This window comes from Pseudomonas sp. (assembly GCF_050739775.1).
Taxonomy (GTDB): Bacteria; Pseudomonadota; Gammaproteobacteria; order Pseudomonadales; family Pseudomonadaceae; genus Aquipseudomonas.
In genome coordinates this window covers 1-26,932 of record NZ_JBOICA010000038.1, presented here as the reverse complement: position 1 = coordinate 26,932, position 26,932 = coordinate 1, and the positions used below count along the sequence as shown (strand labels likewise).

General features: G+C 61.9%; 22 protein-coding genes and 1 pseudogene. 4 read left to right on the top strand and 19 right to left on the bottom strand.

The annotated features are described in order from the left end of the window. Window positions 1–20 precede the first annotated feature (20 nt). The 14 genes from ACRESH_RS18980 to hutC all read right to left on the bottom strand — a co-directional run bounded on the left by ACRESH_RS18980 (window position 21) and on the right by hutC (window position 17,249). Window positions 21–755 carry an amino acid ABC transporter ATP-binding protein gene (locus ACRESH_RS18980; protein WP_038616999.1) on the bottom strand — a complete coding sequence of 245 codons (735 nt, stop codon included), beginning with the start codon at window positions 753–755 and terminating at the stop codon, window positions 21–23. Beyond that, a complete protein-coding gene (locus ACRESH_RS18975; RefSeq protein ID WP_431743412.1) occupies window positions 748–1,710 on the bottom strand; it encodes an amino acid ABC transporter permease in 963 nt (320 codons plus the stop codon). The genes ACRESH_RS18980 and ACRESH_RS18975 overlap by 8 nt, the downstream gene beginning before the upstream one ends. A 78-nt stretch (window positions 1,711–1,788) precedes the next feature. Continuing rightward, window positions 1,789–2,589, bottom strand: a complete 801-nt coding sequence (locus ACRESH_RS18970) for a transporter substrate-binding domain-containing protein (RefSeq protein ID WP_431743433.1) — start codon at window positions 2,587–2,589, stop codon at window positions 1,789–1,791. 205 nt (window positions 2,590–2,794) lie between these two features. Continuing rightward, window positions 2,795–5,368, bottom strand: coding sequence for a glucans biosynthesis glucosyltransferase MdoH (mdoH, locus tag ACRESH_RS18965; protein WP_431743411.1), 2,574 nt, complete (start codon window positions 5,366–5,368; stop codon window positions 2,795–2,797). Beyond that, on the bottom strand, window positions 5,361–7,076 hold the full coding sequence (locus tag ACRESH_RS18960) for a glucan biosynthesis protein G (protein WP_431743410.1): 1,716 nt from the start codon (window positions 7,074–7,076) through the stop codon (window positions 5,361–5,363). The genes mdoH and ACRESH_RS18960 overlap by 8 nt, the downstream gene beginning before the upstream one ends. A 261-nt stretch (window positions 7,077–7,337) precedes the next feature. Further along, window positions 7,338–7,775, bottom strand: coding sequence for a D-aminoacyl-tRNA deacylase (dtd, locus tag ACRESH_RS18955; protein WP_431743409.1), 438 nt, complete (start codon window positions 7,773–7,775; stop codon window positions 7,338–7,340). Next, entirely contained in the window at window positions 7,772–8,743 is a 972-nt protein-coding gene (pip, locus tag ACRESH_RS18950) for a prolyl aminopeptidase (RefSeq protein ID WP_431743408.1), read from the bottom strand. Before pip ends, dtd begins: the two co-directional genes overlap by 4 nt. 111 nt (window positions 8,744–8,854) lie before the next feature. Further along, window positions 8,855–9,658: an N-formylglutamate deformylase gene (gene hutG / locus ACRESH_RS18945; RefSeq protein ID WP_431743407.1), complete on the bottom strand. Its 804-nt coding sequence runs from the start codon at window positions 9,656–9,658 to the stop codon at window positions 8,855–8,857. Window positions 9,659–9,668: 10 nt separating this feature from the next. After that, window positions 9,669–10,874, bottom strand: a complete 1,206-nt coding sequence (gene hutI, locus ACRESH_RS18940) for an imidazolonepropionase (protein ID WP_431743406.1) — start codon at window positions 10,872–10,874, stop codon at window positions 9,669–9,671. Between the two features lie 39 nt (window positions 10,875–10,913). Further along, on the bottom strand, window positions 10,914–12,302 hold the full coding sequence (locus tag ACRESH_RS18935) for an amino acid permease (RefSeq protein ID WP_431743405.1): 1,389 nt from the start codon (window positions 12,300–12,302) through the stop codon (window positions 10,914–10,916). A gap of 90 nt (window positions 12,303–12,392) precedes the next feature. Next, entirely contained in the window at window positions 12,393–13,925 is a 1,533-nt protein-coding gene (hutH, locus tag ACRESH_RS18930) for a histidine ammonia-lyase (protein ID WP_431743404.1), read from the bottom strand. A gap of 67 nt (window positions 13,926–13,992) precedes the next feature. Continuing rightward, complete coding sequence (gene hutU / locus ACRESH_RS18925; protein ID WP_431743403.1) at window positions 13,993–15,672, bottom strand: urocanate hydratase; 1,680 nt, start codon at window positions 15,670–15,672, stop codon at window positions 13,993–13,995. Between the two features lie 297 nt (window positions 15,673–15,969). Further along, entirely contained in the window at window positions 15,970–16,542 is a 573-nt protein-coding gene (locus ACRESH_RS18920; RefSeq protein ID WP_431743402.1) for a HutD/Ves family protein, read from the bottom strand. Continuing rightward, the gene (gene hutC, locus ACRESH_RS18915) at window positions 16,539–17,249 is read right to left on the bottom strand and encodes a histidine utilization repressor (RefSeq protein ID WP_431743432.1); all 711 of its coding nucleotides are present in this window, start codon (window positions 17,247–17,249) and stop codon (window positions 16,539–16,541) included. Before hutC ends, ACRESH_RS18920 begins: the two co-directional genes overlap by 4 nt. 143 nt (window positions 17,250–17,392) lie before the next feature. Here hutC and ACRESH_RS18910 point away from each other — a divergent pair, with 143 nt between their 5' ends. After that, the gene (locus tag ACRESH_RS18910) at window positions 17,393–18,757 is read left to right on the top strand and encodes a formimidoylglutamate deiminase (protein ID WP_431743401.1); all 1,365 of its coding nucleotides are present in this window, start codon (window positions 17,393–17,395) and stop codon (window positions 18,755–18,757) included. 109 nt (window positions 18,758–18,866) lie between these two features. Here ACRESH_RS18910 and ACRESH_RS18905 read toward each other — a convergent pair whose 3' ends face one another. Further along, window positions 18,867–19,442, bottom strand: a complete 576-nt coding sequence (locus tag ACRESH_RS18905) for a lipocalin family protein (protein WP_431743400.1) — start codon at window positions 19,440–19,442, stop codon at window positions 18,867–18,869. Continuing rightward, a complete protein-coding gene (bamE, locus tag ACRESH_RS18900) occupies window positions 19,439–19,693 on the bottom strand; it encodes an outer membrane protein assembly factor BamE domain-containing protein (RefSeq protein WP_431743399.1) in 255 nt (84 codons plus the stop codon). Before bamE ends, ACRESH_RS18905 begins: the two co-directional genes overlap by 4 nt. Window positions 19,694–19,928: 235 nt before the next feature. Between bamE and ACRESH_RS18895 the strand changes: the two are divergent. Next, window positions 19,929–20,966, top strand: a pseudogene (locus ACRESH_RS18895) (HAMP domain-containing protein); the annotation flags it as partial. 24 nt (window positions 20,967–20,990) lie between these two features. Next, window positions 20,991–21,821, top strand: a complete 831-nt coding sequence (locus tag ACRESH_RS18890; RefSeq protein ID WP_431743431.1) for a methyl-accepting chemotaxis protein — start codon at window positions 20,991–20,993, stop codon at window positions 21,819–21,821. Window positions 21,822–21,891: 70 nt separating this feature from the next. Here the strand turns inward: ACRESH_RS18890 and ACRESH_RS18885 are convergent, their stop codons facing one another. From ACRESH_RS18885 to ACRESH_RS18875, 3 genes are all read right to left on the bottom strand, one after another. Further along, window positions 21,892–22,488 (bottom strand): DUF924 family protein, encoded by a 597-nt coding sequence (locus ACRESH_RS18885; protein WP_431743398.1) that lies wholly within the window; start codon window positions 22,486–22,488, stop codon window positions 21,892–21,894. A 3-nt stretch (window positions 22,489–22,491) separates the two neighbouring features. Next, entirely contained in the window at window positions 22,492–23,502 is a 1,011-nt protein-coding gene (locus tag ACRESH_RS18880) for a class 1 fructose-bisphosphatase (RefSeq protein ID WP_431743397.1), read from the bottom strand. A gap of 142 nt (window positions 23,503–23,644) precedes the next feature. Continuing rightward, window positions 23,645–26,095, bottom strand: a complete 2,451-nt coding sequence (locus ACRESH_RS18875) for a glycogen/starch/alpha-glucan phosphorylase (RefSeq protein WP_431743396.1) — start codon at window positions 26,093–26,095, stop codon at window positions 23,645–23,647. A gap of 199 nt (window positions 26,096–26,294) precedes the next feature. Here ACRESH_RS18875 and ACRESH_RS18870 point away from each other — a divergent pair, with 199 nt between their 5' ends. Next, the gene (locus ACRESH_RS18870; RefSeq protein ID WP_038615479.1) at window positions 26,295–26,702 is read left to right on the top strand and encodes a YkgJ family cysteine cluster protein; all 408 of its coding nucleotides are present in this window, start codon (window positions 26,295–26,297) and stop codon (window positions 26,700–26,702) included. Window positions 26,703–26,932: the final 230 nt, after the last annotated feature.

Below are 26,932 nucleotides of genomic sequence, written 5' to 3'. Positions count from 1 at the left end.
TTGATTACAGGTCCACGGAACTAGAGCACCTGGCGCAGGAACGCCTGGGCGCGCAGGTCTTTCGGTGAGGTGAAGAACGCCTCGGGCGGCGAGTCTTCCAGAAGCTTGCCATGATCGAAGAACAGCACCCGATCCGCCACTTCCCGGGCAAAGCCCATCTCGTGGGTCACGCAGACCATGGTCATGCCTTCCAGGGCCAGGGTTTTCATGACGTCGAGCACTTCACCGACCATTTCCGGGTCGAGCGCCGAAGTCGGCTCATCGAACAACATCACCTTCGGGTCCATGGCCAGGGCCCGGGCAATGGCGACCCGCTGCTGCTGGCCACCGGACAAGCGCGAGGGATACTCATTGGCTTTCTGGCCGATGCCGACCTTCTCCAGCAACGCCCGGGCCTTGGCCTCGCGCTCAGCCTTGCCACGCTTGCGCACGACTTTCTGCGCCAGGCACAGGTTCTCCAGCACGGTCATGTGCGGGAACAGGTTGAAATGCTGGAAGACCATGCCGACTTCGCGACGATAGGCATTGACGTCAGTCTTCGGGTCAGCCAGCTGCAGGCCATCGATGGCCACGGTGCCCTCATCGAACGACTCCAGGCCATTGAGGCAGCGCAGGAAGGTCGATTTGCCCGAGCCCGACGGCCCGAGCACCACCAACACCTCGCCCTTGGCAACGTTGGTGCTGACGTGATCGACCGCGCGCACCACTTGGCCACGGGTATCGAAGACTTTTACCAGATCACGGACCTCAATCACTTTGCGCAAGCCTCCGCTCAAGCCGGCTGGCCATGTGCGACAGCGGCAGGTTGATCAACAGGTACAGGCCGGCGACACAGAACCAGATCTCGAAGGTCGAGAACGAGGTGGTGATCGCTTCGCGCCCGCTCTTGGTCAGTTCGGTAATGGCGATCACCGACACCAGCGAGGTGTCCTTGACCAGGCTGATGAACTGCCCGGCCAGCGGCGGCAGCACGCGTTTGAACGCTTGCGGCAGCACCACGTGACGCATCGACTGACCAGCACTCAAGCCCAGCGAGCGAGCAGCTTCGCCCTGCCCCTTGGCAATCGACTGCACACCGGCGCGGACGATCTCGGCGACATAGGCACCGGTAAACAACGCCAGTGCCGCCACCCCGGCGAACTCGCGGGACAGGTTGAGCACGGTGCCGATGAAGAAGTAGAAAATGAAGATCTGTACCAGCAGTGGCGTACCGCGCACCAACTCGACGTAGACCGTGGACAGGTCACGCAGGGTCGGGTTGTTCGACAAGCGGCAGAGGCCGGCAAACAGACCGATCACCAGGCCCAGCACGCCAGAGGCCAGCGAGATCCAGACGGTGGTCCACAGGCCCCAGGCCAACGGTCCGGCGGCCCAGTGATGGGTCACGCCGATCAGGTCGCCTTCGGCGATATCATCGCCACGGGACAGCTGCACGCTGGCCTGTTCAACCTCGAACACCTGCTCGGTACCGCTCTCGTCACGCAGGGTGACGGTGGCCATGTCGCCTTTGGGGGTGATCGATTCAATGGTGCCGTTCTCGCTGGCACGCTGGGCGACTTCAGCCTGGTAGGCGAAGTACTGCGGCACCCGGTTCCAGCTCCACTCGTAGGAGATCATCGAGGTCGCGTAATACAGGCTCAACGCCAGGCCCACCAGGACCAGCGCGGTGAGCCCGTGCCAGGGCCACTGGGCTTTTTTGTGTTTGATCACTTAAGGGGACTTCCGTAAAAGCGAACGCGCAGGGCCAGCCTGCGCGTCGGGTTTCAAACCAGGCGTTACGCCGTGGCCTTATTCCATGTCCTTGAGCCAGGCGGTGTCCTTGAACCACTTGTCGTGGATTCGATCGTAGGTACCGTCGTGCTTGATCTGGTGCAGGAAATTGTTGATGAAGTTCAGGCTGTCGTAGTCGCCCTTCTTCAGGCCGAAAGCCAGAGGTTCGAAGGTGAACGGCTTGTCCAGGAACAGCAGCTTGCCGGCGCCGGCCTTGTTCACCGCCACCACGTTGTACGGCGCGTCGTAGACGAAGGCATCCGCCTTGCCATTGACCACGTCCATCACCGCTTCCTGCTCGTTGTCGTAGCCGTGGTACTTGGCTTTGCCGATCAGCTTCTTGGCGACCATCTCGCCGGTGGTGCCGAGCTTGGAAGTCAGGCGGTACTTCTCGTTGTTCAAATCCTTGTAGGACTTGATCTCGCCTGCCAGCTCCTTGCGGATCAGCAGGGTCTGACCGACGACGATGAAGGGCTCGCTGAAGTTCAGCTTCAGGTTGCGTTCCTGGGTCAGGGTCATGCCGCTGCTGATGATGTCGAACTTGTCGGTCATCAGTGCCGGGATGATGCCATCGTAGGAGGTGGAGACCATCTCCAGCTTGACGCCCATGGACTTGGCCATGGCCTTGAGGATATCGACTTCAAAGCCGACGATCTCGCCACGCTTGTTGGTCATCTGAAACGGCATGTAGGTAGGGTCCATGCCTGCACGCAGGGTGCCACGCTTGACCGCGTCGTCGATGGCGCCGGCCGCCTGGGCCGCATTGACCGCGATCAGCGCGGTGACGCCGACCAGCAGCATCGACAGATATTTTTTCAACATCACCAGATCCCCCAGCAAGAAAGCTCGAATTTTATTTTTGGCGCGAACCGTCCTACAGACGGGTGCGAGATATTCGGGGGGGGATGCTAACGCATGGGCGGCGTTGTTGGTATCAGAAAAAGGGTTGAAACAAATCGCGGGGCAAGCTCGCTCCCACAGGGTGGGAGCGGCGGTGCGGCGACTCGACTTACCCCGCGATAAATCAGGCGCTGGCCAATGAAGGCTGCGCCACAGGCTCCGGATGCAACGGCAACAACGGCGAGTGCGGGTCGTTGGCGATCGACTGACGCCAGACGCCCAACCAGGCCTCGTTCTTCTCGTCCCAAACGCGTGTGTGCAGACGCGCCAGGGCGACCGGGTCACTGAGCAAAGCCAGTCGAGTTTTGCCGTCCAGGCCACTTGGGCCAAGATCCAGCGCCTCGCCGATCCGTTCGGCACGCAACGATTCGATCGGTGCCGCGACGCCGTGACGCGCCGTAGCCAGGGCGCAGGCCAGCGCGTTCTGCTGCGGGTCGACCACAGCCCGGACGAAACCGTCATGCATGGCATGCCAGCGGTTTTCGTGGGTGTACTGGTCGGTTGCCAACAACTCGTGCGGCGTGGCGTATTCCTCAGGGATCAGGAACAGGCTCTCGTCCTTGGCCCGCAGGCCCAGGTGCACCCGGCTGGAAATCACCGAAACCGGGATCGACAGCATCAGCGAACCGACGATTGGCACCAGCCACCACAGGAAGCTCGGGTTCAGCCAGGCCACCAGCAAGGCCCAGGCCACGCCCAGCAAGGTCTGTGGACCATGGCGGCGCACCGCTTCGCTCCACGGTGTGGAGTCATCGTCACGCTGCGGCGAGTTCCAGGTCGCGGCCCAGCCGAGGAACGCGGCCAGGACGAAACGGGTGTGGAAAATCATCCGCACCGGTGCCAGCAGCATGGAGAACAGCATCTCCAGCAACATCGACAGCGTCACCTTGAAGCGCCCGCCGAACTCTTTCGCACCCTTGGCCCAGATCAGGATGATACTGAGCAACTTGGGCAGGAACAGCAGCACGATGGTGGTGGAGAACAGCGCAATGGCTTTCTCCGGGTGCCACTGCGGCCACAACGGATAGAGCTGGCGCGGTTCGAGGAAGTATTGCGGCTCCATCAAGGTGTTGGTCGCCAGCAACGCGGTCGACAGCACCAGGAAGAAGAACCACAACGGCGCCGACAAGTACGACATCACCCCGGTAAGGAACACCGCGCGGTGCACCGGGTGCATGCCCTTGACCAGGAACAGGCGGAAGTTCATCAGGTTGCCGTGGCACCAGCGCCGGTCGCGCTTGAGTTCGTCGAGCAGGTTCGGCGGCAGTTCTTCGTAGCTGCCCGGCAGATCATAAGCAATCCACACGCCCCAGCCGGCCCGGCGCATCAGCGCCGCTTCGACGAAGTCGTGGGAGAGGATCGCACCGGCGAAAGCGCCCTTGCCCGGCAACGGCGCCAAGGCGCAGTGCTCGATGAAGGGTTTCATCCGGATGATTGCGTTATGACCCCAGTAGTGCGACTCGCCCAACTGCCAGAAATGCAGGCCGGCAGTGAACAGCGGACCGTAGACGCGGGTGGCGAACTGCTGCATGCGTGCATACAGGGTATCCATGCCCGAGGCTTTCGGCGCGGTCTGGATGATCCCGGCGTCGGGGTTGGCTTCCATCAACCGCACCAGGCTGGTCAGGCATTCGCCACTCATCACGCTGTCGGCGTCGAGAACCACCATATAACGGTAGTCGCCGCCCCAGCGACGGCAGAAGTCGTCGAGGTTGCCACTCTTGCGCTTCACCCGGCGGCGGCGGCGACGGTAGAAGATCCGCCCGAAGCCCTTGGCCTCGCGGCAGACTTCCAGCCAGGCCTGCTGCTCGGCCACGGCGATATCGCTGTCGTTGGTGTCACTGAGCACGAAGAAGTCGAAACGGTCGAGGTCACCGGTGGCGGCCACCGACTCGAAGGTCGCCCGCAGGCCAGCAAACACCCGTGGCACATCTTCGTTGCAGATCGGCATGACGATGGCCGTACGCGCGCCAGCCTCGATCGGCTCGTTACCGGCACTGCTGCCGGAGATGCGGTACTTGTCGCGGCCGGTCAACAGCTCGAGAAAGCCCATCAATGCGGTCCAGAAACCGGCCGACACCCAGCAGAACAGGATGCCGAACAGAATCAGGATGCTGGTCTGCAACGCGTAAGGCCAGACCTGGGTGGCTGTCTGCAGGAGCGGCTGGTGGGTGATTTCGTCGAGATCAACGAACGACCAGCCCTGGTACGGCAGGATGCCTTTCATGTACCAGCCGGCAACGATGGTCTGGCCCAGCATCAGCGCCAGGAGGATGTAGCGGCGCGTGGAGCCGACCCAGCGCCAACGCGCCTTGGGTAGCTCGCGCTTGGCCGGTGCCGGGGCGTTGGTGCGCCCGGTCAGGCGGCGCCAGGCGCGGATCAGGATATTGGTGCGCCATGGCTCAGGGATCACCCGGGTACGCTGGATCGGCGGCGTGGCCTTGAGACAGATCCGTCCGCTGCCATCCAGCGCAAGCATCTCGGCGTCTTGCAGGTCTTGAGCGCAGGTCAATGTCAGCCGTTCGCCTACCGAAGCCTGCACGGCTTCGGCATCGCGGGTGCCCGGCTGGGCCGACAAACGTTGATGCAGCTCGCTGAACGAGGTGCAGCTGGCAAGTTCTGCCCGCTGCTCATCGCTCAGTGGTAAGTGGGCCAGGTATTCGCCAAGCGATTCTGGCCGGGCTTGAGAGTTACTCATCGGCAGGCAACTGATAGCTCCAGGTCTCGGTCAGCACCTGTTCGGTGGTGGCCGGTGCCCCAGTGGTGGACGCCGCATCGGCGGCAGGTTGCTCGGTAGGCTTCTCAGCCTTGACAGGCTTGACCGCGGCCTTGTCCTGTTTACTCGCTTTGGCAGGCTTGGCCGGCTCGGCCGGGACGTCACGCAGCAGCGCTGCACGCATTTCCACGGACTTGCTCGGGTCCTTGACCTTCATCCGCAAGGTCAGGCGCCAGCCTTTGATTTCCGGGTTGTAGCGCAGGTTGTTCTCGACCAGCTCGGCGTTGTCGCCGATGCTGACCTGGCTACGTACGGCGGTGTCTTCCGGCAGCTTGGCCAGCACCGGACCTTCGAAGTCGACCAGGAAGGCCAGGCTGCCGTCCGGCTGACGAATCAGGTTGGACTGCTTGACGTCACCGGTCGAGCGCAGGGTCTGCTTGACCCAGCCCAGGTTCGGCGAGTGAAGCCTGGACTCGTCGATGGTCCAGTGCAGGCGGTAGGCGTACTCGAACGGCGTACCGGGCTCCGGCAGTTTTTCCGGGCTCCAGAAGGCAACGATGTTGTCGTTGGTTTCATCGGCGGTCGGAATCTCGACCAGGTCGACAGTACCCTTGCCCCAGTCGCCGACGGGCTCGATCCAGGCGCTTGGACGCTTCTGGTAGTTGTCATCGAGGTCTTCGAACTGGCTGAACTCACGCTGACGCTGCAGCAAGCCGAAACCACGCGGATTCTCGACGCTGAAGTTGCTCACGGCCAGGTGTTTCGGGTTGTTCAGCGGACGCCACAGCCATTCGCCGTTGCCCGCATGGATCGACAGGCCTTCGGAGTCGTGCAGGGCCGGACGGTAGTTGAGCACCTTCGATGGCTGGTTGCCGCCGAACAGGAACATGCTGGTCAGCGGGGCAATGCCCAGGCGGCTGACATGGTCACGCAGGAACACCTTGGACTTGACGTCGACAATGGTGTCGCTGCCCGGACGCAGGGTCAGCTTGTAGGCACCGGTGGAGCGTGGCGAGTCGAGCAGCGCGTAGATCACCAGGTGCTTGTCGGCGGGCTTGGGCTTCTCGATCCAGAACTCGGTGAAACGCGGGAACTCTTCGCCGGACGGCAGCGCGGTGTCGATGGCCAGGCCACGAGCGGACAGGCCATACGCATGGCCCTTGCCAACCACGCGGAAGTAACTGGCGCCAAGCAGGGTCATGATCTCATCCTGCTTGTCGGCCTTGTTGATCGGGTACAACACGCGGAAACCAGCGTAACCCAGGTTCTCGGTGGCCTTGGGGTCAAACTGCACGTTGCCGAAATCGAAGCGGCTCGGGTCGTACTTGATTTCCTCGACCTTGGCCGCGGTGACTTCGTTGATTTTCACCGGTGTGTCGAAATGCATGCCCTGGTGGTAGAAGGACAGCTTGAACGGGGTCTTGTCCTTGGCCCACTCGGCCTTTTCCGACAGGAAACGAATCTGCTGATAGTCACCGTACTTCATGTCACGGAACACGGCCGGCAGATTGCTTTTCGGCGCTTCGTACTTCTGTCCGGCAAGATCCTTCGCCTTGGCCGCAACATCGTCAAGGTTGAACGCCCAGAGCTGGCCTGCGCTGAACAGGCCTACCAGCGTTGCGCCTGCCAACACGGCCTTGCGCAGCCGATTGCCAGAGGTTCTTGGTGCATTACAGGGACTTACAATCACGAGCAACCCTCGCCGAAAACAGATCAAAAAACCAACGGCCAGCGACATATGCCAAGTTGGCGAGCACTGTTCGGACTCCGAAAGGGCGCAATGATTCCCCAAACGGTTCCGGACAGTCTCAAGTCAGAGTGAAACGAACCCACGAACGCAGGTCCACATAGCGCGCGATTATCCAGTAGGCCGCGTTACAACGCATCAGGCCAAAGCAACTATTTATGCTACAAAACCCCTTGTTTTCCTGCAAACAGGGGTTTTTTGCCCTCATATTTGTAACATAAATGTTACGGGGCCATCATTGACCAGATGCACCTGCATGTCAGCCCCGAACTGACCACTGGCAACCGTGGCATGTTGCACCTGCGCCTGGGCCAGCAAATAGTCGAAAAGCTCCGCGCCAAGGGCCGGTGGCGCCGCCGTGGAAAAACTCGGGCGCAGGCCGTTCTGGGTGTCGGCGGCCAGGGTGAACTGCGACACCAGCAACAAGCCGCCGCCAATATCCTTGAGCGACAGGTTCATCTTGCCCTGGGGATCGCTGAACACCCGGTAGTTGAGCAGCTTGTGCAGCAGTTTTTCAGCGTGCACCCGGGTATCGCCGGGCTCAACCGCGACCAGTACCAGCAGGCCCTGGTCGATTGCCCCTACGGTCTTGCCTTCGACATCTACCCGCGCGCCACGCACGCGCTGCAGCAGCCCCTTCATGCCTCTTCCAGGGGCAAGTCGAGCAAGCGTCGGGCCATCTGGTCGGCAGCACGCACCAGGGCGTCAGTGATTCCGGGTTCTGAGGCGGCATGGCCGGCGTCGCGAATCACCTTCAGCTCACTGTTCGGCCAGGCTTGGTGCAGTTCCCAGGCATTGTCCAGCGGGCAGATCACGTCGTAGCGACCATGCACGATAACCGCCGGCAGGTGGGCGATCTTGGGCATGTCGCGGATCAGTTGGTCTGGCTCGAGGAAGGCACTGTTGGTGAAGTAGTGGCATTCGATGCGGGCGATCGACAATGCACGCTGCGGCTCGGAGAAACGGTCAACCACCAGCGGGTTAGGCCGCAGGGTTGCGGTGCGCCCTTCCCAGGTCGACCAAGCCTTGGCCGCATGCATCTGGGCAATCTGGTCGTTGCCGGTCAGGCGTTTGTGGAAAGCCTTGACCAGGTCACCGCGCTCTTCGGCCGGGATCGGCGCGATGTAGTCTTGCCAGTAGTCCGGGAACAGGCGGCTGGCGCCGGCCTGATAAAACCACTCGATCTCTTGCGGGCGGCACAGGAAGATGCCGCGCAGGATCAGACCGTGAACGCGTTCGGGGTGGGTCTGGGCGTAAGCCAGGGCCAGGGTCGAGCCCCAGGAGCCGCCGAACAGCAGCCACTTGTCGATGCCCAAATGCTTGCGGATGCGCTCCATGTCTTCGACCAGGTGCCAGGTGGTGTTGTTTTCCAGGCTGGCATGGGGGGTCGAGCGACCGCAGCCGCGCTGATCGAAGGTGATGATCCGGTACAGATTGGGATCGAAGTAGCAGCGGCTCTGGGCATCGCAGCCGGCGCCCGGGCCACCATGAATGAACAGCACCGGCAGACCTTCCGGCGAACCGCTCTCGTCGACATACAGCACATGCGGTGCTTCCACGGCCAGATCGTGCCGGGCGTAGGGTTTGATCTGCGGGTACAAGGTCTGCATTACGCACTCCGTGTGGGGAATTATTCTGCCGTTGGGCATCATAAACCTGAATTGCGCTTTGAGCATGTACCTGTGTTGTTCTTCAGGGCTCTATCGCGGGTCAAGCCGGTCTCAAGCCTGGTAACGACCCTTGCCCCAGGCCAGTACCGTCTCCAGCAACTGGCGCAACACCATCTGAGTCGGCTGGGCCAGGTCCTCGCGGTACTTGAACGGCTCAACCTCCTCCATATAAGTACTCTGCGCCAGCTCCAGCTGCACCGCATGGATGTTGTTGGCCGGGTCGCCATAGTGACGGGTGATATGCCCACCCTTGAAGCGGCCATTGAGTACATGACTGTACTGTTCGGCCTTCGCGCAGACGCCACGCAGGCGCTCGGCCAGCTGAGGATCGCAACTGGCGCCATTAAAGGTGCCGAGGTTGAAGTCCGGCAGCTTGCCTTCGAACAGGTGCGGGATGTGCGAACGGATCGAGTGGGCATCCCAGAGCAGCGCGTAGCCAAACTGCTCGCGCAGGCGCGCCAGCTCACGCCGAATCGTGTCGTGATAAGGCCGCCAGATACCGTCCAGGTACTCCGCCCGCTCTTCTGCCGACGGTTCCTTGCCAGCCTGGAACAGTGGCTCGCCCTCGAACAAGGTGGCCGGGTACAGGCCGGTGGTAGCCCCGACGTACAGCGGCTTGTCGTCGTCCGGGCGGTTCAGGTCGATGACAAAGCGCGAGTACTCGGCCGCCACCACGCTGACCCCCAGCTCACGGGCAAAATCATACAGCTGCGGGATATGCCAGTCGGTATCGGGCAGGCTCTGCGCCTGCGCCACCAGCCCGGCCTTGACCACTGGCGTCAAGCGCAGGCCAGCGTGAGGCATGCTGATCAGCAGCGGAAGGCTGCCCTGATGAAAACTCAGTACCTTGCCCATAGGCCCTCCTTCAATTGAAAACTTCACGGCCCAGGCGCACCACCCGCTTGGGCAGGTCACCTCCCAGCCAGTAGCACAGATCCGCCGGACGCTCGATTTGCCAGGCAACAAAATCGGCCACCTTGCCCACTTCCAGCGAGCCGTGGCTGTTGCCCAACCCCAGCGCAGTTGCGGCATGAGTGGTGACGCCAGCCAAGGCTTCCTCTGGCGTCATGCGGAACAGGGTACAGGCCATGTTCAGCATCAGCCGCAGCGAAAGCGCCGGCGAAGTGCCGGGGTTCAGGTCACTGGCGATGGCCATCTTCACCCCGTGCTTGCGCAAAGCGTCCATCGGCGGCAGTTGGGTCTCGCGCAAGAAGTAGAACGCACCGGGCAACAGCACCGCAACGGTGCCAGCCGCCGCCATGGCAATGGCATCGTCCTCGGTCATGAATTCCAGGTGATCGGCCGACAGCGCCTGGTAGCGCGCCGCCAGACTGGAACCGGCCAACGACGACAGTTGCTCGGCATGCAGCTTCACCGGCAGCTTCAACTCACGTGCCTTGATGAACACCCGCTCGACCTGGGCCGGGGAAAAGGCCAGGTACTCGCAGAAGGCATCCACGGCATCGACCAGTCCCTCGGCCGCCAGGGCCGGAAGCATCTCGTCGCAGATATGGCTGATGTAATCGTCAGCCCGATCCTTGTACTCCGGCGGCAAGGCATGGGCCGCCAGGTAAGTGCTGCGCACGGTCAGCGGCAATTCCTCACCGAGACGGCGAATGACCTTGAGCAGCTTGCGCTCGCTGGTCAGGTCCAGGCCATAGCCGGACTTGATCTCCAGAGTGGTGACGCCATCACGCAGCAACGCCTGGACCCGCTGGCGGGCACTGCCGAACAGTTCTTCTTCGCTGGCGGCCCGGGTAGCCCGCACGGTGCTGGCAATGCCACCGCCCTGTGCGGCGATCTCGGCATAGCTGACCCCTTGCAGGCGCTGCTCGAATTCGCCGCTGCGATTGCCGCCGAACACCGCGTGGGTGTGGCAATCGATCAGGCCCGGGGTGACCCAGGCGCCGCCCAGGTCCACGGTTCTGTCAGCGCTCAGGGCCGGCAGCGACTGGCGCGGGCCGATCCACTCGATGTGACCGGCGCAGGTGACGATCGCCGCGTCCTCGATGATCGAGTAAGTGCCTTGGGCCATGCTCGCCACATGGCAGTGCTGCCAGAGGGTTTTCATGCAATCTCTCCGTTTCTAGCGCTGAAGTTGAGAAGGATCCTAGGCCAGCGGCACCTCGCCTTTCGCTGCCCGCGGCTTACACCACAGCAGGTAGGAGGCGACCAGGAACAGTACCCAGACCACGCCGACCAGCAGCGCTGCCTGAGTATCAGGGAAGTAGCCAAGCACGCCGAACACGAACAGCATGAAGGCAATCGCCGCCGCCGGGCCGTAGGGCCAGAACGGCACAGGAAACTTGAGCTCTGCCACTTCTTCCCGGCTCATACTGCGACGCATGGCGACCTGGGTCACCAGGATCATCAGCCAGACCCAGACGGTCGCAAAGGTGGCGATCGAGGCGATCAGCAGGAACACGTTTTCCGGGATCAGGTAGTTGAGCACCACACCACCAAGCAAGGCCACGCCCATGACCAGCACGGTCATCCACGGCACGCCGTGACGGGAGATTTTCGCGAAGCCCTTGGGTGCATGGCCCTGCTGGGCCAGACCGTACATCATGCGTCCGGCGCCAAAGATATCGCTGTTGATGGCCGACACCGCGGCCGAGATCACCACGATATTCAGCACGGCGGCTGCCGAGCCAATCCCCAGGTTGCTGAAGATCTGCACGAACGGGCTGCCCTGGCTGCCGATCTGCGGCCACGGATACAGGCACATCAGCACGAACAGGGTCAGAACATAGAACAGCAGAATGCGTATGGGGACGGCGTTGATCGCCTTGGGGAGCACCCGCTGCGGGTCCTTGGCCTCACCGGCGGTGATGCCGATGATCTCGATGCCGCCGAAAGCGAACATCACCACGGCAAGCGATGCGATCAGGCCACCAATACCATTGGGCATGAAGCCGCCATGGGCGAACAGGTTGCTGATACCAACGGCGTTTTCGGCACTGGCGTTGTTCAGGCCGAAGATCATGATGCCGAAGCCAGCCAGAATCATCGCGACGATAGCGCCGACCTTGAGCAGCGACAACCAGAACTCCATCTCGCCGAAGACCTTGACATTGCACAGGTTCAGGCCGCCGATCAGGAAGACGATGCCCAGCACCCAGATCCAACGGGCCACCTCCGGAAACCAGAAGCCCATATAAATGCCGAAAGCGGTCACGTCGGCAATGCAGACAATGATCATTTCAAAGGCATAGGTCCAACCCAGAATGAAACCCGACATCGGTCCCAGATAGGTGGTGGCATAACTGCCGAACGAGCCGGAGACCGGATTGTGTACGGCCATCTCGCCCAGTGCGCGCATAACCATGAACACCGCCGCACCGCCGATCAGATAGGCCAGCAGCACCGCGGGGCCGGCCATCTGGATGGCTGCAGCAGAACCGTAGAACAATCCGGTGCCGATAGCCGACCCCAGCGCCATGAAGCGAATGTGACGCGCGGTGAGCCCGCGCTTGAGTCCTTGAGCTTGAGATTGCATTTCGCGTCCTGTTTTTGTTGTAAGCGAAAAGCGGCACGGACCGGCAAGGGTCCGTGCGGCAGATGGCTGGCTGCAAGGCCAGCCCAGGAGTCACAGGCTAGGCAGGACCTTGGCCGGCAGCAGAGCGGTCAGGGAACCTTCGGCCAGCAGGGCGATGGCCGCCTCGATGTCTGGCGCGAAGAAACGGTCCTTCTCGTAGAAAGCGACCTTGCCACGCAGGGCCTGACGCGCCTGCTCCAGCTTCGGCGAGGTTTTCAGGCCTTCGCGCAGGTCCAGGCCCTGGGCAGCCGCCAGCCACTCCACAGCAAGTACGCCGCGGGTGTTTTCGGCCATTTCCCAGAGACGCTTGCCGGCAGCCGGGGCCATCGACACGTGGTCTTCCTGGTTGGCCGAGGTCGGCAGGCTGTCGACGCTATGCGGATGGGCCAAGGCCTTGTTCTCGCTGGCCAGCGCCGCGGCGGTAACCTGGGCGATCATGAAGCCGGAGTTGACCCCACCATTGGCCACCAGGAATGGCGGCAACTGGGACATGTGCTTGTCCATCATCAGCGAGATGCGGCGTTCGCTCAGCGAGCCGATCTCGGCGATAGCCAGGGCCATGTTGTCGGCGGCCATGGCCACCGGCTCGGCGTGGAAGTTGCCACCGGAGATCACGTCACCTTCGTTGGCAAACACCAGCGGGTTGTCGGACACGGCGTTAGCTTCGATCACCAGCACTTCGGCAGCCTGACGCAGCTGGGTCAGGCAAGCGCCCATGACCTGTGGCTGGCAGCGTAGCGAGTATGGGTCCTGGACCTTGCCGCAGTTTTCGTGAGAGGCCGAAACTTCGCTGCCGTCACCGAGCAGGTCGCGGTAGCAGGCGGCAGCATCGATCTGGCCGCGCTGACCACGCGCGGCATGGATACGTGCATCGAATGGCGAGCGTGAGCCAAGCACGGCTTCGACAGTCAGGGCACCGATCGAGGTGGCAGCGGCGTACAGGTCCTCGCCTTCAAACAGACCGCGCAAGGCATAGGCAGTGGATGCCTGGGTGCCATTGAGCAGCGCCAGACCTTCCTTGGCCGCCAGGGTCAGCGGCTCAAGGCCGGCAACCGCCAGGGCTTCGGTAGCCGACAGCCATTGGCCGTTGTGGCGCGCCTTGCCTTCACCGAGCAGCACCAGCGACATGTGCGCCAGCGGTGCGAGGTCGCCGGAAGCGCCCACCGAACCTTTGAGCGGGATGTGCGGGTAGACCTCGGCGTTGATCAGGGCGATCAGCGCGTCGATCACCTTGCGGCGAATGCCGGAGAAGCCACGGCTCAGGCTGTTGACCTTGAGCACCATGATCAGCCGTACCAGGGCATCGTCGATGGGCTGGCCAACGCCTGCGGCATGGGACAGCACCAGCGAGCGCTGCAGGTTTTCCAGGTCGTGGCTGGCGATGCGGGTCGAAGCCAGCAGGCCAAAACCGGTATTGATGCCGTAGGCGGTGCGATTCTCCGCAAGGATCTGCTCGACACAAGCGACGCTGTCGTCGATCTGCTGATCGGCGCTGGCATCCAGCTTGAGTTTTACCGGCTGCTGGTAGATCGCACGCAGCTGAGCCAGGGTCAGGGTGCCGGGCTTGAGGGTCAATTCAGTCACGTTAATGCTCCGTACTCGTGAGGCGCTTTGGCCTGCATAGATATCAGTATCAACCATTTACCGCAGATCAGCCTGTGATCATCGGCAGGTTCAAGCCTTGTTCCTTGGCGCAGTCGATGGCGATCTGGTAACCGGCATCGGCGTGGCGCATGACACCGGTGGCCGGGTCGTTGTGCAGGACGCGGGCGATACGCGCGGCCGCCTCATCAGTACCGTCGCAGACGATGACCATGCCCGAGTGCTGCGAGAAGCCCATGCCGACACCACCACCGTGGTGCAGGGAAACCCAGGTCGCGCCACTGGCGGTGTTGAGCAGGGCGTTAAGCAGCGGCCAGTCGGAGACGGCATCGGAGCCATCCTGCATGGACTCGGTTTCGCGGTTAGGGCTGGATACCGAGCCCGAATCGAGGTGGTCGCGACCGATAACGATAGGGGCAGACAGTTCGCCGCTGCGCACCATTTCGTTGAACGCCAGGCCGAGCTTGGCGCGCAGGCCCAAGCCTACCCAGCAGATACGCGCTGGCAGGCCCTGGAAGCTGATGCGCTCGCGGGCCATGTCCAGCCAGTTGTGCAGGTGAGCATCGTCAGGGATCAGTTCCTTGACCTTGGCGTCGGTCTTGTAGATGTCTTCGGCATTACCCGACAGCGCCGCCCAGCGGAACGGACCGATGCCGCGGCAGAACAGCGGACGGATGTAGGCCGGTACAAAGCCTGGGAAGTCGAAGGCATTGCTCACGCCCTCTTCCTTGGCCATCTGACGGATGTTGTTGCCGTAGTCAAAGGTCGGCACGCCCTGCTTCTGGAACTCGAGCATGGCTTTGACATGCACCGCCATGGATTGCTTGGCAGCCTTGACCACTGCAGCGGGCTCGGTCTGCGCGCGGTCGCGGTACTGCTCCCAGGTCCAGCCGGCTGGCAGGTAACCGTTGAGCGGGTCGTGGGCGCTGGTCTGGTCGGTGACCATGTCCGGGCGCACGCCACGTTTGACCAGCTCAGGCAGAATTTCTGCGGCGTTGCCCAGCAGGGCGATGGAGATGGCTTTGCCTTCGGCGGTGTACTTGGCGATACGCGCCAGGGCGTCATCCAGGTCCTTGGCCTGCTCGTCGACATAACGGCTGCTCAGGCGGAAGTCGATACGACTCTGCTGGCATTCGATGTTCAGCGAGCACGCGCCGGCCAGGGTCGCGGCCAGAGGCTGGGCGCCGCCCATGCCACCCAGGCCAGCGGTCAGTACCCACTTGCCCTGGAGGCTGCCGTTGTAGTGCTGGCGACCGGCTTCAACGAAGGTTTCGTAGGTGCCCTGAACGATGCCTTGGCTGCCGATGTAGATCCAGCTGCCGGCAGTCATCTGGCCATACATGGCCAGGCCCTTGGCATCCAGTTCGTTGAAGTGCTCCCAGTTGGCCCAGTGCGGTACCAGGTTGGAGTTGGCGATCAGCACGCGCGGGGCGTTGCTGTGGGTCTTGAACACGCCGACCGGCTTGCCCGACTGCACCAGCAGGGTTTCGTCTTCGTTGAGGTTGGTCAGGCTCTCGACGATCTTGTCGTAGCACTCCCAGTTACGCGCGGCACGGCCAATACCGCCGTAGACCACCAGCTCTTTTGGGTTCTCTGCGACTTCCGGGTCGAGGTTGTTCATCAGCATGCGCAACGGCGCTTCAGTCAGCCAGCTTTTGGCGGTCAGCTTGTTGCCGCGTGCAGCGCGGATTTCGACGTCACGGAATTTCTTGAAGTTGTTGTCAGTCACGGAAATGGCTCCTAAGCAATCAGTCCAAGGCAACCCAGGCATTGGGTGTGTCATGGGTACTTATACAAACACATCTTTACTTGTATGTACAAGCATAGGCAATTGAAGTGCCAACTCATCATGAGAGGGCCTTGTCAGGCTGAAATGCAGGTGCCAGAGCCCCGCAGCGCCTGGCTTTGGCGAGCAGAAAAAAATTGAGGGGATAAACGGTGAAGTGAAACCGACCAGTGGCGTTGCACCACTTTGGGTCAATCGGTAACAGCCTCAGCCGACGTGCTCGGCCGAGGCGTAACAATTTCAGTACGCTGTCAGCTCGATCAGACAGCAGCGGCCCTGCACATTCAAGGTCTGCAGGTTGGCGTTACCTTGCAGATGCAAACAGTCGTAGCGTCCGAGAATTTGTTCGCCCTGCCCGGCCAGCGCAACTTCCACTTGGGAAGCAGCGGCAAACAGCAACAGGGTCGAAGCTGCACTGAACACTCGCTGACTGCCATCCAGCCACTGCAGGCGTGCACGATAACGCTCGGGGGCATAGATCAGGTTGAAATCGCGAATCGAGCCGCCAAGCAAAGCGCAACTGACCTGGCTTTTGCCACTGAAAGCAAAGGCATCGAACGGCAACAGCGGCCGTGTGGGCTGGCCATCGACCTGCAGACGCATGCCCTCGCCTTCGAGCACGGTGATGATCCGCTGATAACCGGCGAAACTGGAAAAACCACCCGACTCGGCGATGTCGGCAATCGACAGTCGCCAGCCGAAACCCTCAAGGCTTTCACCGGCATCGCGGGCGATCTCTTCGGTGCTGCCGCCACCGTTCTTCCACGGCATGCGGGGATAGTCTTTGGCGCGTAAAACCTGCAACTGGCTCATTTGCTGAAGCGTCCTTCCAGACGATGACGGGAACCGGGATGAATCAGACGAGCGGCAGTCACCGGTTGCCGGCCCGACCAGGTACGACGACGGATCAACAGGCATGGCTCGCCCTGTTCGATTTGCAACAAGCGGCACTCTTCCGGCTCGGCGAGGATCGCCTCGACCACGTGCTCGCCCTCGGTCAGCGGCGCAACCTGGGACAGATAGGCGTAAGGCGTCTGCTGGGTGAAGTCTTGCTTGAGGTAGTCCGGGGCGATCTGCGCGTTGACGAAGCGGTCTTCGATCTGCACGGCAATGCCGTTCTCGTAATGAACGATCAGCGAGTGGAACACCCGCTGGCCTTCACGCATATCCAGGGCCAGGGCGCGCTCGGAACCGGCAGTTTCCTCGGCGAGGGTGATCACCTGGCAACTGTGCTGATGCCCGCGGGCGGCGATCTCATCGGCAATGTTATTGACCTCGAACAGCGCCGAGCGGGTCTTGGGCTCGGCCACGAAGGTGCCGACGCCTTGCATGCGCACCAACAGCCCCTCGGCGGTCAGCTCACGCAAGGCGCGATTGATGGTCATGCGGCTGAAGCCCAACTGGCTGACCAGCTCGCTTTCCGACGGCACCCGATGGTGCGGCGGCCAGCTGCCATTCTGGATCTGCTGGGCAATCATCTGCTTGACCCGGGCATACAGCGGCGCCGGCCCCTCGCCCATCTGGGCAACCAGCGCGGAGACAGGAGGTGTCGGCACGAAAAATGTCCTTGTTCGATTGAATGAACGGTAGCTTGCCGGAGTTTACCCAGCAGGCAAACGTCTGTATATGTATATACAAATAATCACAACGAGGTGTTGCATCGATGTCCGTCTTCTTTGCCGAGCGCGCTCTGCTGCCTACGGGCTGGGCCGAAAACGTCCGAATTGAGGTCGGCGCCGATGGCCTGCTGGCCAGCATCCAGGCCGCAGGCTCAGCTGAAGGCGCCGAGCGTCTGGCCGGCCCACTGCTGCCAGGCATGCCCAACCTGCACTCGCATGCGTTCCAGCGCGCCATGGCCGGGCTGGCCGAGGTTGCTGGCAACCCCAACGACAGCTTCTGGACCTGGCGTGAATTGATGTACCGCCTGGTCGGCAAGATCAGCCCCGAGCAGCTGCAGGTCATCGCCCGCCAGCTGTACATCGAAATGCTCAAGGCCGGTTACACCTCGGTCGCCGAGTTCCACTATGTACATCATGACACCCAGGGCCAGGCCTATGCCGATCCGGCCGAGCTGTCCTTGCGCATCAGCCAGGCGGCCAGCGTCAGCGGCATCGGCCTGACCTTGCTGCCGGTGCTGTACAGCCACTCAGGTTTTGGCGGACAGACGCCGAATGATGGCCAGCGGCGCTTTATCAACAGCACCGAACAGTACTTGAACCTGCAATCGCGCTTGGCGCCGCTACTGGCCAAGCAGCCCGCACAAACGCAGGGCCTGTGCTTCCACTCCCTGCGCGCTGTCACCCCGGAACAGATTGCCCATGTGCTGGCTGCCAGTGACAAGGCCTGCCCGGTGCACATCCATATCGCCGAGCAACAAAAGGAAGTCGACGACTGCCTGGCCTGGAGCGGACGCCGCCCCCTGCAATGGCTGTACGAAAACACTGAAGTCGATCAGCGCTGGTGCCTGGTGCATGCCACCCATGCCAAACCTGACGAAGTCGAGCTGATGGCCCGCAGTGGCGCAGTCGCTGGCCTGTGCCTGACTACCGAAGCCAATCTCGGTGACGGTATCTTCCCCGCGGTCGACTACCTGGCCCAGGGCGGTCGCCTGGGTATTGGCTCCGATAGCCATGTGTCGTTGAGCGTTGTAGAGGAATTGCGTTGGCTGGAGTATGGCCAGCGCCTGCGTGACCAGCGGCGTAATCGCCTCTATCGCGGCGACCAGCCGATGGTTGGCCGCACCCTCTTTGACGCCGCCCTCAGCGGTGGCGCCCAGGCACTGGGGCAGCCGATTGGCGAGTTGACGGTAGGCAAGCGGGCGGACTGGCTGGTGCTCGATGGTAGCGATCCGTATCTGGCGACCGCCAGCGAGGATGGCATTCTCAACCGCTGGCTGTTTGCTGGCCGCGATCGTCAGGTGCGTGATGTGATGGTTAACGGTCAGTGGGTGGTGCGCCAGGGGCGACATGCCCAGGAAGAAGAAAGTGCCCAGGCGTTTGCCGGAGTGCTGCGGGCGTTGCTGGGCTGAATGGTCACAAGCCATGGGAGCGGATTCATCCGCGAAGGACTGCGCAGCAGTCCCGGTTTTGGGGCCGCGCTGCGACCCTTCGCGGATGAATCCGCTCCCACAATGCCCCTCAAGGCCTGCGCGCAGCCATGTCTCTGTCCGCCACCCGCCAGATCAAGCGGTTGGTGTCATAGCCTTGCTGGCGTGCCTTGGCCAGCAGGCTTTCACGCTGCCAGGCCGGAACGGTCGGCTTGCGCGAAAGAATCCATAGGTACTTGCGATCCGGGTTGCCGACCAGCGCGGTCTGGTAGTCGTCGCCGACATAGAGCACCCAGTATTCACCCCTGGCCGCCCCCGGCAGCACTGTCGAGAACCAGTTGTCGAACGCTACCCAGAGCTTGTCGGTCTTGCCCGGGACTTGTGGTGTGGCGCTGCCACTGGCTTCCTGCCACTCGCCATCAAGGGTCAAGCAGCGGTTGAGCACCCCCATCGAGCCGTCCGGCTTGAGGTTGTAGTGCGCCTCGGACTGGGCGCAATCGCGCTGGAAAAACATCGGCAGGTGCGCCAGCTCAAACCATTTTCCCTGGTAACGCTTGAGATCGACGTTGCCGACCGTCTTCGGCGGTATCGGCCCCGTGCCCGAGTTGGCGCAGCCCCCCAGGAGCAGCCCGGCACATAGGGCCAGCAGCAGGTGCAGCCGTTTCATTTGAGTCCCTGCCCGGAATACATCAGTACCTTGTCGGCGGCGTACTGCACGCTGATAAAACTCTTTTCGTCACCCCAGGTACAGCTGGATATGCCCAGTGCGCCGGAGCACTCCTTAGGCGTACCGAGCAGCTTTTCGACCTCGGCCTTGGCCATGCCGGCCTTGAGCTGTGAATAGTTTTCCTGGTTGATCTTGTTGCACGCAGTCAGAAACACGCACAAGGACAGCAGGGCGAGGGAACGCAACGACATGAAGGGTCACTCCTGGACATGAGGGTGCAGGCGCAATGGCCTACCGACAGCTTAGAAGGGAAAAAGCGACTCTGGTTCCCGAGCCTTTGCGCTTTCCTGACGCCAATTCCCTGCCTTTGGTCGTATAGACCGATCAGGCGGTTAATCTTTTTTCCTCAATGGACGACACAGGTAGGCGCTGCGACCTATTGCCGCGCCATCCCCGTTGACCCGCCGTGTGCAGACAGACCTCGCAATGACAAAAAACCTGAAGTTCAGCCACAAGATTCTGCTCGCCGCCGCCCTGGTGGTCGCAGTTGCCTTTACCTGCTTTGTCCTGTTCAACGATTACCGCCAGCGTCAGACCCTGCGCAGCAATACCGAGGCCTCCATGCAGGAACTTGGCAGTTTGACCAGCAGCAACATCCAGACCTGGCTGCAAAGCCGCATGCAGATCCTGCAGTCGCTGTCCCAGCAAGTGGCCGTCGATGGCGCCAGCAAGGACAGCCTGACCCGCAGCCTGAACCTGCCGGTGTACAGCAGCAATTTCCTCCTGACCTATTTCGGCGGCCAGGATGGCTATATGCAGTCGGTGCCATTGGGCAGCCGCGCTGCCGACTATGATCCGCGCGTACGCGGCTGGTACAAGGCCGCCAGCAGCGCCGGCCAGACCATCGTCACCGAGCCGTACATTTCGGCATCCGCGAACAAGCTGGTGATCACCCTGGCCACGCCGGTGCAGCACCAAGGCCGGCTGATCGGCGTCAACGGCGCCGACACCGACCTGGGCAGCATCAGCGCACTCATCAACGCGCTGAACTTCGACGGTCACGGCCAGGCGTTCATCGTCAACGGCGACGGCAAGATCCTGGTGCACCCCGATAGCAAGCTGGTGCTGAAAAACCTCAGCGAAGCCTACCCGCAGAACACCCCGCAGATCGGCAGCGGCCTGAAGGAGGCCGAACAAGGAGGTCAGCAACAGTTCATCACCTTCACCAAGGTCAACGGCGTGCCCTCGGCCGACTGGTATGTGGCGCTGGTGCTCGAGCAGAACTTCGCCTTCGCCATGCTCAGCGAACTGCGCACCTCGGCGATTGTCGCTACGGTGATTGCAGTGCTGATCATTATCGCCCTGCTTGGCCTGCTGATCCGCGTATTGATGGAACCGCTGCACGTCATGGGTCGGGCTATGCACGACATCGCTGAAGGCGAAGGCGATCTCACCCGCCGCCTGCGCATTCACGGCCAGGACGAATTCGGCAGCCTCGGCCAGTCGTTCAACCGCTTTGTCGAGCGTATCCATGAGTCGATCCGTGAAGTGTCCTCGGCCACCGGCCAGGTCAACGAAGTCGCCTTGCGCGTAATCAGTGCTTCGAACGCCTCGATCCATAACGCCGACCAGCAATCGAACCGTACCAGCAGCGTTGCCGCAGCCATCAACCAGCTGGGCGCCGCGGCCCAGGAGATTGCCCAGAACGCCGCCCTCGCCTCGCAGCATTCCAGCGATGCGCGCAACCTGGCCGAAGAAGGTCAGCAGGTGGTCGAACAGACCATCGAGGTGATGAACCAGCTGTCGGCGAAGATCAGCGACTCGTGCGACAACATCGAGACCCTCAATGCCAACACGGTGAACATTGGCCAGATCCTCGAAGTGATCAGCGGCATTTCCCAGCAGACCAACCTGCTGGCGCTCAACGCCGCCATCGAGGCGGCCCGTGCCGGCGAGGCAGGACGCGGCTTTGCCGTGGTCGCCGATGAGGTGCGCAACCTGGCTCACCGTACCCAGGACTCGGCGCAACAGGTTCAGCGCATCATCGAAGAACTGCAGGCTGGCGCCCAGGTAGCGGTCAGCACCATGACCGAAAGCCAGAGCCACAGCCAGCACAGCGTCGGCATTGCCAATCAGGCCGGTGAACGCCTGGGCAGTGTGACCCAGCGTATCGGCGAGATCGATGGCATGAACCACTCGGTAGCCACCGCGACCGAAGAACAGACGGCCGTGGTCGAGTCGATCAATGTCGACATCACCGAGATCAATACGCTGAATCAGGAAGGGGTAGAGAACCTGCAGGCGACCTTGCGGGCCTGCAATGACCTGGAGAATCAGGCCAACCGGTTGAAGCAATTGGTGGGGAGCTTCCGAATCTGAGTGAAGCTATCGCGGCGCAAGCCCGCCCCTACAGCTGTAGGAGCGGGCTTGCGCCGCGATTGAATTCAACTCAGAACCGCGACCCAGGCTCCAGCAAAAAATCCATCTCATCATCGGTACTCGGCCGATTCAGAACCAGATTGCGATGCGGGAACCGGCCAAACCGGGCGATCACCCGTTGGTGCTGTTCGGCATAGTCGAGGAAGCCTTCGAACAGACGCCGGTCAGTATCTGGCTGAGCGTCAAGCAACAGTTGATAACGTTCGACACTGATGTTCTGCCAATCCAGCACTTCAGCATGCTCCAGCACCAGCAGGATGAACACCCGCTGGATCGGCAGCAGCTGGTAATCCCAAGCCTTGTCCAGACCCTGCATTACCAGCACCTGGGCACGCCGATCGCCATCGAAGGCCCGCGGCGTGTCGCGGTGGATCATCCGCGGTAGCTGGTCGAGCAAGAGGACCAGACCAAGCCAGCCCTGAGGGCTTTGCAGCCACTCGTCCAGACCCCCAGCCAGGGCCTGCTCGACCAGATCGCCGAAACGCTCTTGCGCTTCGCCATCGTGGTGCTTGCCGAACCACAGCGTGCTCTTCTCGTCAGCGACGCCCTGGGGACTGGTGCCCCATCCGAACCACCACTCCAGTAACGGCTGCCAAGGTGCGAGCATGACTTACTCCTGGTGATAACCGGTAACGCGCTCGACTTCCTGCTTGGAGCCGAGGAACACCGCTACGCGCTGGTGCAGACTCTCTGGCTGGATGTCGAGGATGCGCTGGCGGCCGTCGGTGGAGGCACCGCCGGCCTGTTCGATGATGAAGGACATCGGATTGGCTTCGTACATCAGGCGCAGCTTGCCAGGCTTGGAAGGCTCACGGGCATCACGTGGGTACATGAACAAGCCGCCACGGGTCAGGATGCGGTGCACGTCGGCAACCATCGAGGCGATCCAGCGCATGTTGTAGTTCTTTTTCAGCGGGCCGGTCTCACCCGCCAGCAGCTCGCCCACATAGCGAGTCACCGGCTCTTCCCAGTGACGCTGGTTGGACATGTTGATGGCGAACTCGGCGGTGGTTTCCGGCACCTGAATGTTCTCGTGGGTCAGCACGAAGCTGCCCAGTTCGCGGTCCAGGGTGAAACCCTTGACGCCATTGCCCAGGGTCAGGATCAGCATGGTCTGCGGGCCATAGATCGCGTAACCGGCGGCAACCTGCTTGGTACCCGGCTGCAGGAAGGCCTGTTCGTTGAGGCTTTCGTTCTGGCTCAGGTATTCGTTAGGGCAACGCAGTACCGAGAAGATGGTGCCGACCGAGACGTTGACGTCGATGTTCGACGAACCATCCAGTGGGTCGAACACCAGCAGGTACGCACCTTTCGGGTACTTGCCCGGGATCTGGTAGGCATTGTCCATTTCTTCGGACGCCATGCCGGCCAGGTGACCGCCCCACTCGTTGGCTTCGAGCAGGATGTCGTTGGAAATCACGTCCAGTTTCTTCTGAACTTCGCCTTGCACGTTTTCGGTGCCCATGCTGCCCAGAACACCACCCAGGGCGCCCTTGGAAACGTTGTGGCTGATCTCCTTGCACGCACGCGCCACCACTTCGATCAGGAAGCGCAGATCGGCAGGGGTACTGTTGCTGCGGGTCTGCTCAATCAAATAGCGACTCAGGGTAACGCGGGACATGTAAGGCTCCGAAGGAAGAGGGTAGTAAAAACCCCCGCAGTTTACAGGGAGAGTGAAGCGCTAGCGAGCTATCCGACACGCTTGCCCGATCAGACGGCACTTTGGCCCGAGAGTTCACCCTGCCCGGGCCGTCACGCACAGCTTAGTCGAGGGCTTTCCAGATCTGCGTGGCGTACTCGCGAATGGTCCGGTCCGACGAGAACCAGCCCATTCGCGCGGTGTTGAGCACGGCGGTGCGCCACCACTGTTTGGGATCATGCCAGAGCGCCTCGACACGCAGTTGAGCCTCCCAGTAGGCATCGAAATCAGCGCAGACCAGGAAGCGGTCATGGGCCACCAGCGAGTCCACCAGGCCCATGTAACGGGCCGGGTCATCTGGGGAGAACACCCCGCTGCGAATAGCCTGGAGCACGTCATTGAGTCGGTAAGAGGCGCTGATCGCCGCACTGGCACCAAAGTCGCCACTGCGCTTGCGCGCCTCTACCTGCTGCGCGGTGAGGCCGAAGATGAACATGTTCTCGGCCCCCACCTGCTCACACATCTCGACGTTGGCGCCGTCCAGGGTGCCAATGGTCAGGGCGCCATTGAGCGCAAACTTCATGTTACTGGTGCCGGAGGCTTCGTAACCGGCAGTGGAGATCTGCTCGGAGAGGTCCGCCGCCGGGATGATGCTCTCGGCCAGGCTGACGTTGTAGTTGGGCAGGAACACCACCTTGAGCAGGCCGCGCACGGTCGGGTCGTTGTTCACCACCCGGGCGATGTCGTTGCTCAACTTGATGATCAGCTTGGCCTGGTGATAACTGGCGGCCGCCTTGCCGGCGAAAATCTTCACCCGCGGTGCCCAGCCGCTACCGGGCTCGGCGCGCATCGCCTGGTACAGGGCCACGGTGTGCAGCAGGTTGAGCAACTGGCGTTTGTACTCGTGAATGCGTTTGACCTGCACATCGAACAACGCTTGCGGGTTGACGCTAATGCCCAAGCGCTCCTGGACCAGATTGGCCAGCGCCTTCTTGCTGTGCAGCCGCTGCTCGGCGAACTGCTTGCAGAACGACGCCTTGTCAGCAAAGGGGTCGAGGTCGCGCAAGCGGCCCTGCGGGTTGTCGAGCACGTCTTCACCCAGGGCCTCGACCAGCATGCCGGTCAGTTGCGGGTTGGCCTGATACAGCCAGCGACGGAAGGTAATGCCATTGGTCTTGTTGTTGATCCGCTCGGGGTAGAGCTTGTGCAGTTCAGCGAACACCGTACTGCGCATCAACTTGCTGTGCAGCGCCGACACGCCATTGACGCTGTGCGAGCCGAGAAACGCCAGGTTGCCCATGCGCACTCGCCTGCCGTTGTCTTCCTCGATCAGCGACACAGCGCGCAGCACATCGAAATCATGGATGCCCTTGGCCCGCAGGGCGTCGATGTGAAAGGCATTGATCAGGTAGATGATCTGCATGTGCCGCGGCAGCATGCGCTCCATCAGGCCGACCGGCCAGGTTTCCAGGGCCTCGGGCAACAGGGTGTGGTTGGTGTACGCCAGGGTGTCGACGGTCAACTGCCAGGCCGTGTCCCATGGCACTTCGTGCTGGTCGACGAGCAAACGCATCAGCTCGGCCACCGCAATCGAAGGGTGCGTATCGTTGAGCTGGATCGCCGCCTGCTGCGGTAGGTTGAGCAGGCTGTCGTGCATGTTCAGGTGACGGCGCAGCAGGTCCTGCAGCGAGGCGCAGACGAAGAAGTACTCCTGACGCAGGCGCAGCTCCTGGCCGGCCTCGGTGCTGTCGGCCGGGTACAGCACCCGCGAGATGCTTTCGGCGCGGGCCACCTCGGCCACAGCGCCCAGGTGGTCGCCGGCGTTGAATCGCTCCAGGTGCAGTTCTTCCAGCCCCCGTGCCCGCCACAGACGCAAGGTGTTGACACTGGCGCCACGCCAGCCGACCACCGGCGTGTCATAGGCTACCGCCCGTACAGTCTCGGCAGGCCACCACACTTGGCGTTGCTGGCCGTTGGCGTCATGCACGGTTTCGACGCTGCCACCGAAACTGATCGGGTAGATCACCTCGGCCCGCTCAAACTCCCAGGGGTTGCCGAAATCCAGCCAGTTCTCAGTCTGCTCCTGCTGCCAGCCATCGACCACCGCCTGGCGGAACAAGCCGTGCTCGTAGCGAATGCCATAACCGTGGGCAGCGATGCCCAAGGTCGACATGCTCTCCATGAAGCACGCCGCCAGACGCCCAAGGCCACCGTTACCCAGGGCCGCATCCGGCTCCAGCAAGCGAATCCGCTCAAGATCGACATCCAGGCCGCTCAGCGCCTCACGGGCGATATCCAGCAGGCCCAGATTGCTCAAGCTGTCGTACAGCAAGCGCCCGATGAGGAACTCCAGCGACAGGTAGTACACCCGCTTCTGGCTCTTGCGATAGATCTGTCGGGTGTGGTCCATCCAGTGATCGACCATGTGATCACGGGCTGCCAGGGCAATGGCCTCAAACCAGTCATGTTCGAAGGCGTGCTCCGGGTCCTTGCCGACCGCGTAGGTCAATTTGTCCAGCACAGCGGTGCGAAAAGCGGCCACCTCTGCGTCACGAGCGAGTGGTTCCTGAGACATGCGACGTCCTCGGGCAAGTTGACGAATGCGGATGGAGACTGTTCAGCCTAGACCGTTCGACACAGATCGACAGCGCAGGTTCTGGAGTTTCTGTGCAAAAACAGCGGTCAGGGCTGGTGGAACCGGCAAATGGCTGTTCACATTTTGACCAACTCCGGTATGATCGCGCGCCCACCAGAACATCTAAAACCTGAACCTGATGAAACCGACCCTGATTGCCGCCGCCGAAGTCGACCGCCTGGAAACCTGGCAGAAGTACCAAAGCCATATGTGCGGAGGCTGCAACTCGACCTGCTGCACCTTGCCGACGGAAGTGAAAATCAAAGACCTGATCCGCATGGGCGTGGTGGACGAGTTCGAGGTGGGCGAGCCGCCGAAGAACATTGCCAAGCGTTTACAGAAGGACGGGATCATCCAGCGATTCAACCAGAAGTCGGGGATATTCACCCTGGCGCAGATGAGCAACGACGATTGCCTCTATCTGGATCGTAAAAGTCGCATGTGCACCATTTATGACAAGCGCCCGGACACCTGCCGTAACCACCCGCGGATCGGACCGCGGCCGGGGTATTGCGCGTATATTCCCAAGCCAGCAGCGCGCCGCTAAAACGGCTCCCACGCAACTCAATCAAAACCCAGACAATCGGCATAGGGGGCGGCCTTCATAGGCCGCGCCCCTGCCACACCACCCGGCATGCGGGTCCGCACCAGGCGGTTCGAGAGATTGAGGTTATGAGAGACGCACCAGACCCATCCTGTCAAACCACGCTACGTTCAGCACTCGGTTGAGCTCAAAGCGGCTGTTGCGCCACCAACTGCATGAGCTGGCTGCCACCT

What these genes read in the sequence shown, in the direction of transcription:
- ACRESH_RS18885 (WP_431743398.1), bottom strand. Translation starts at nt 22,488, where the DNA reads ATGCTCGCACCTTGGCAGCCGTTACTGGAGTGGTGGTTCGGATGGGGC.
- ACRESH_RS18880 (WP_431743397.1), bottom strand. Translation starts at nt 23,502, where the DNA reads ATGTCCCGCGTTACCCTGAGTCGCTATTTGATTGAGCAGACCCGCAGC.
- bamE (WP_431743399.1), bottom strand. Translation starts at nt 19,693, where the DNA reads ATGTCGTTGCGTTCCCTCGCCCTGCTGTCCTTGTGCGTGTTTCTGACT.
- ACRESH_RS18935 (WP_431743405.1), bottom strand. Translation starts at nt 12,302, where the DNA reads ATGCAATCTCAAGCTCAAGGACTCAAGCGCGGGCTCACCGCGCGTCAC.
- hutG (WP_431743407.1), bottom strand. Translation starts at nt 9,658, where the DNA reads ATGGGCAAGGTACTGAGTTTTCATCAGGGCAGCCTTCCGCTGCTGATC.
- dtd (WP_431743409.1), bottom strand. Translation starts at nt 7,775, where the DNA reads ATGAAGGGGCTGCTGCAGCGCGTGCGTGGCGCGCGGGTAGATGTCGAA.
- mdoH (WP_431743411.1), bottom strand. Translation starts at nt 5,368, where the DNA reads ATGAGTAACTCTCAAGCCCGGCCAGAATCGCTTGGCGAATACCTGGCC.
- hutC (WP_431743432.1), bottom strand. Translation starts at nt 17,249, where the DNA reads ATGGGCGAGGGGCCGGCGCCGCTGTATGCCCGGGTCAAGCAGATGATT.
- pip (WP_431743408.1), bottom strand. Translation starts at nt 8,743, where the DNA reads ATGCAGACCTTGTACCCGCAGATCAAACCCTACGCCCGGCACGATCTG.
- ACRESH_RS18920 (WP_431743402.1), bottom strand. Translation starts at nt 16,542, where the DNA reads ATGAGCCAGTTGCAGGTTTTACGCGCCAAAGACTATCCCCGCATGCCG.
- hutI (WP_431743406.1), bottom strand. Translation starts at nt 10,874, where the DNA reads ATGAAAACCCTCTGGCAGCACTGCCATGTGGCGAGCATGGCCCAAGGC.
- ACRESH_RS18910 (WP_431743401.1), top strand. Translation starts at nt 17,393, where the DNA reads ATGTCCGTCTTCTTTGCCGAGCGCGCTCTGCTGCCTACGGGCTGGGCC.
- ACRESH_RS18870 (WP_038615479.1), top strand. Translation starts at nt 26,295, where the DNA reads ATGAAACCGACCCTGATTGCCGCCGCCGAAGTCGACCGCCTGGAAACC.
- ACRESH_RS18875 (WP_431743396.1), bottom strand. Translation starts at nt 26,095, where the DNA reads ATGTCTCAGGAACCACTCGCTCGTGACGCAGAGGTGGCCGCTTTTCGC.
- ACRESH_RS18905 (WP_431743400.1), bottom strand. Translation starts at nt 19,442, where the DNA reads ATGAAACGGCTGCACCTGCTGCTGGCCCTATGTGCCGGGCTGCTCCTG.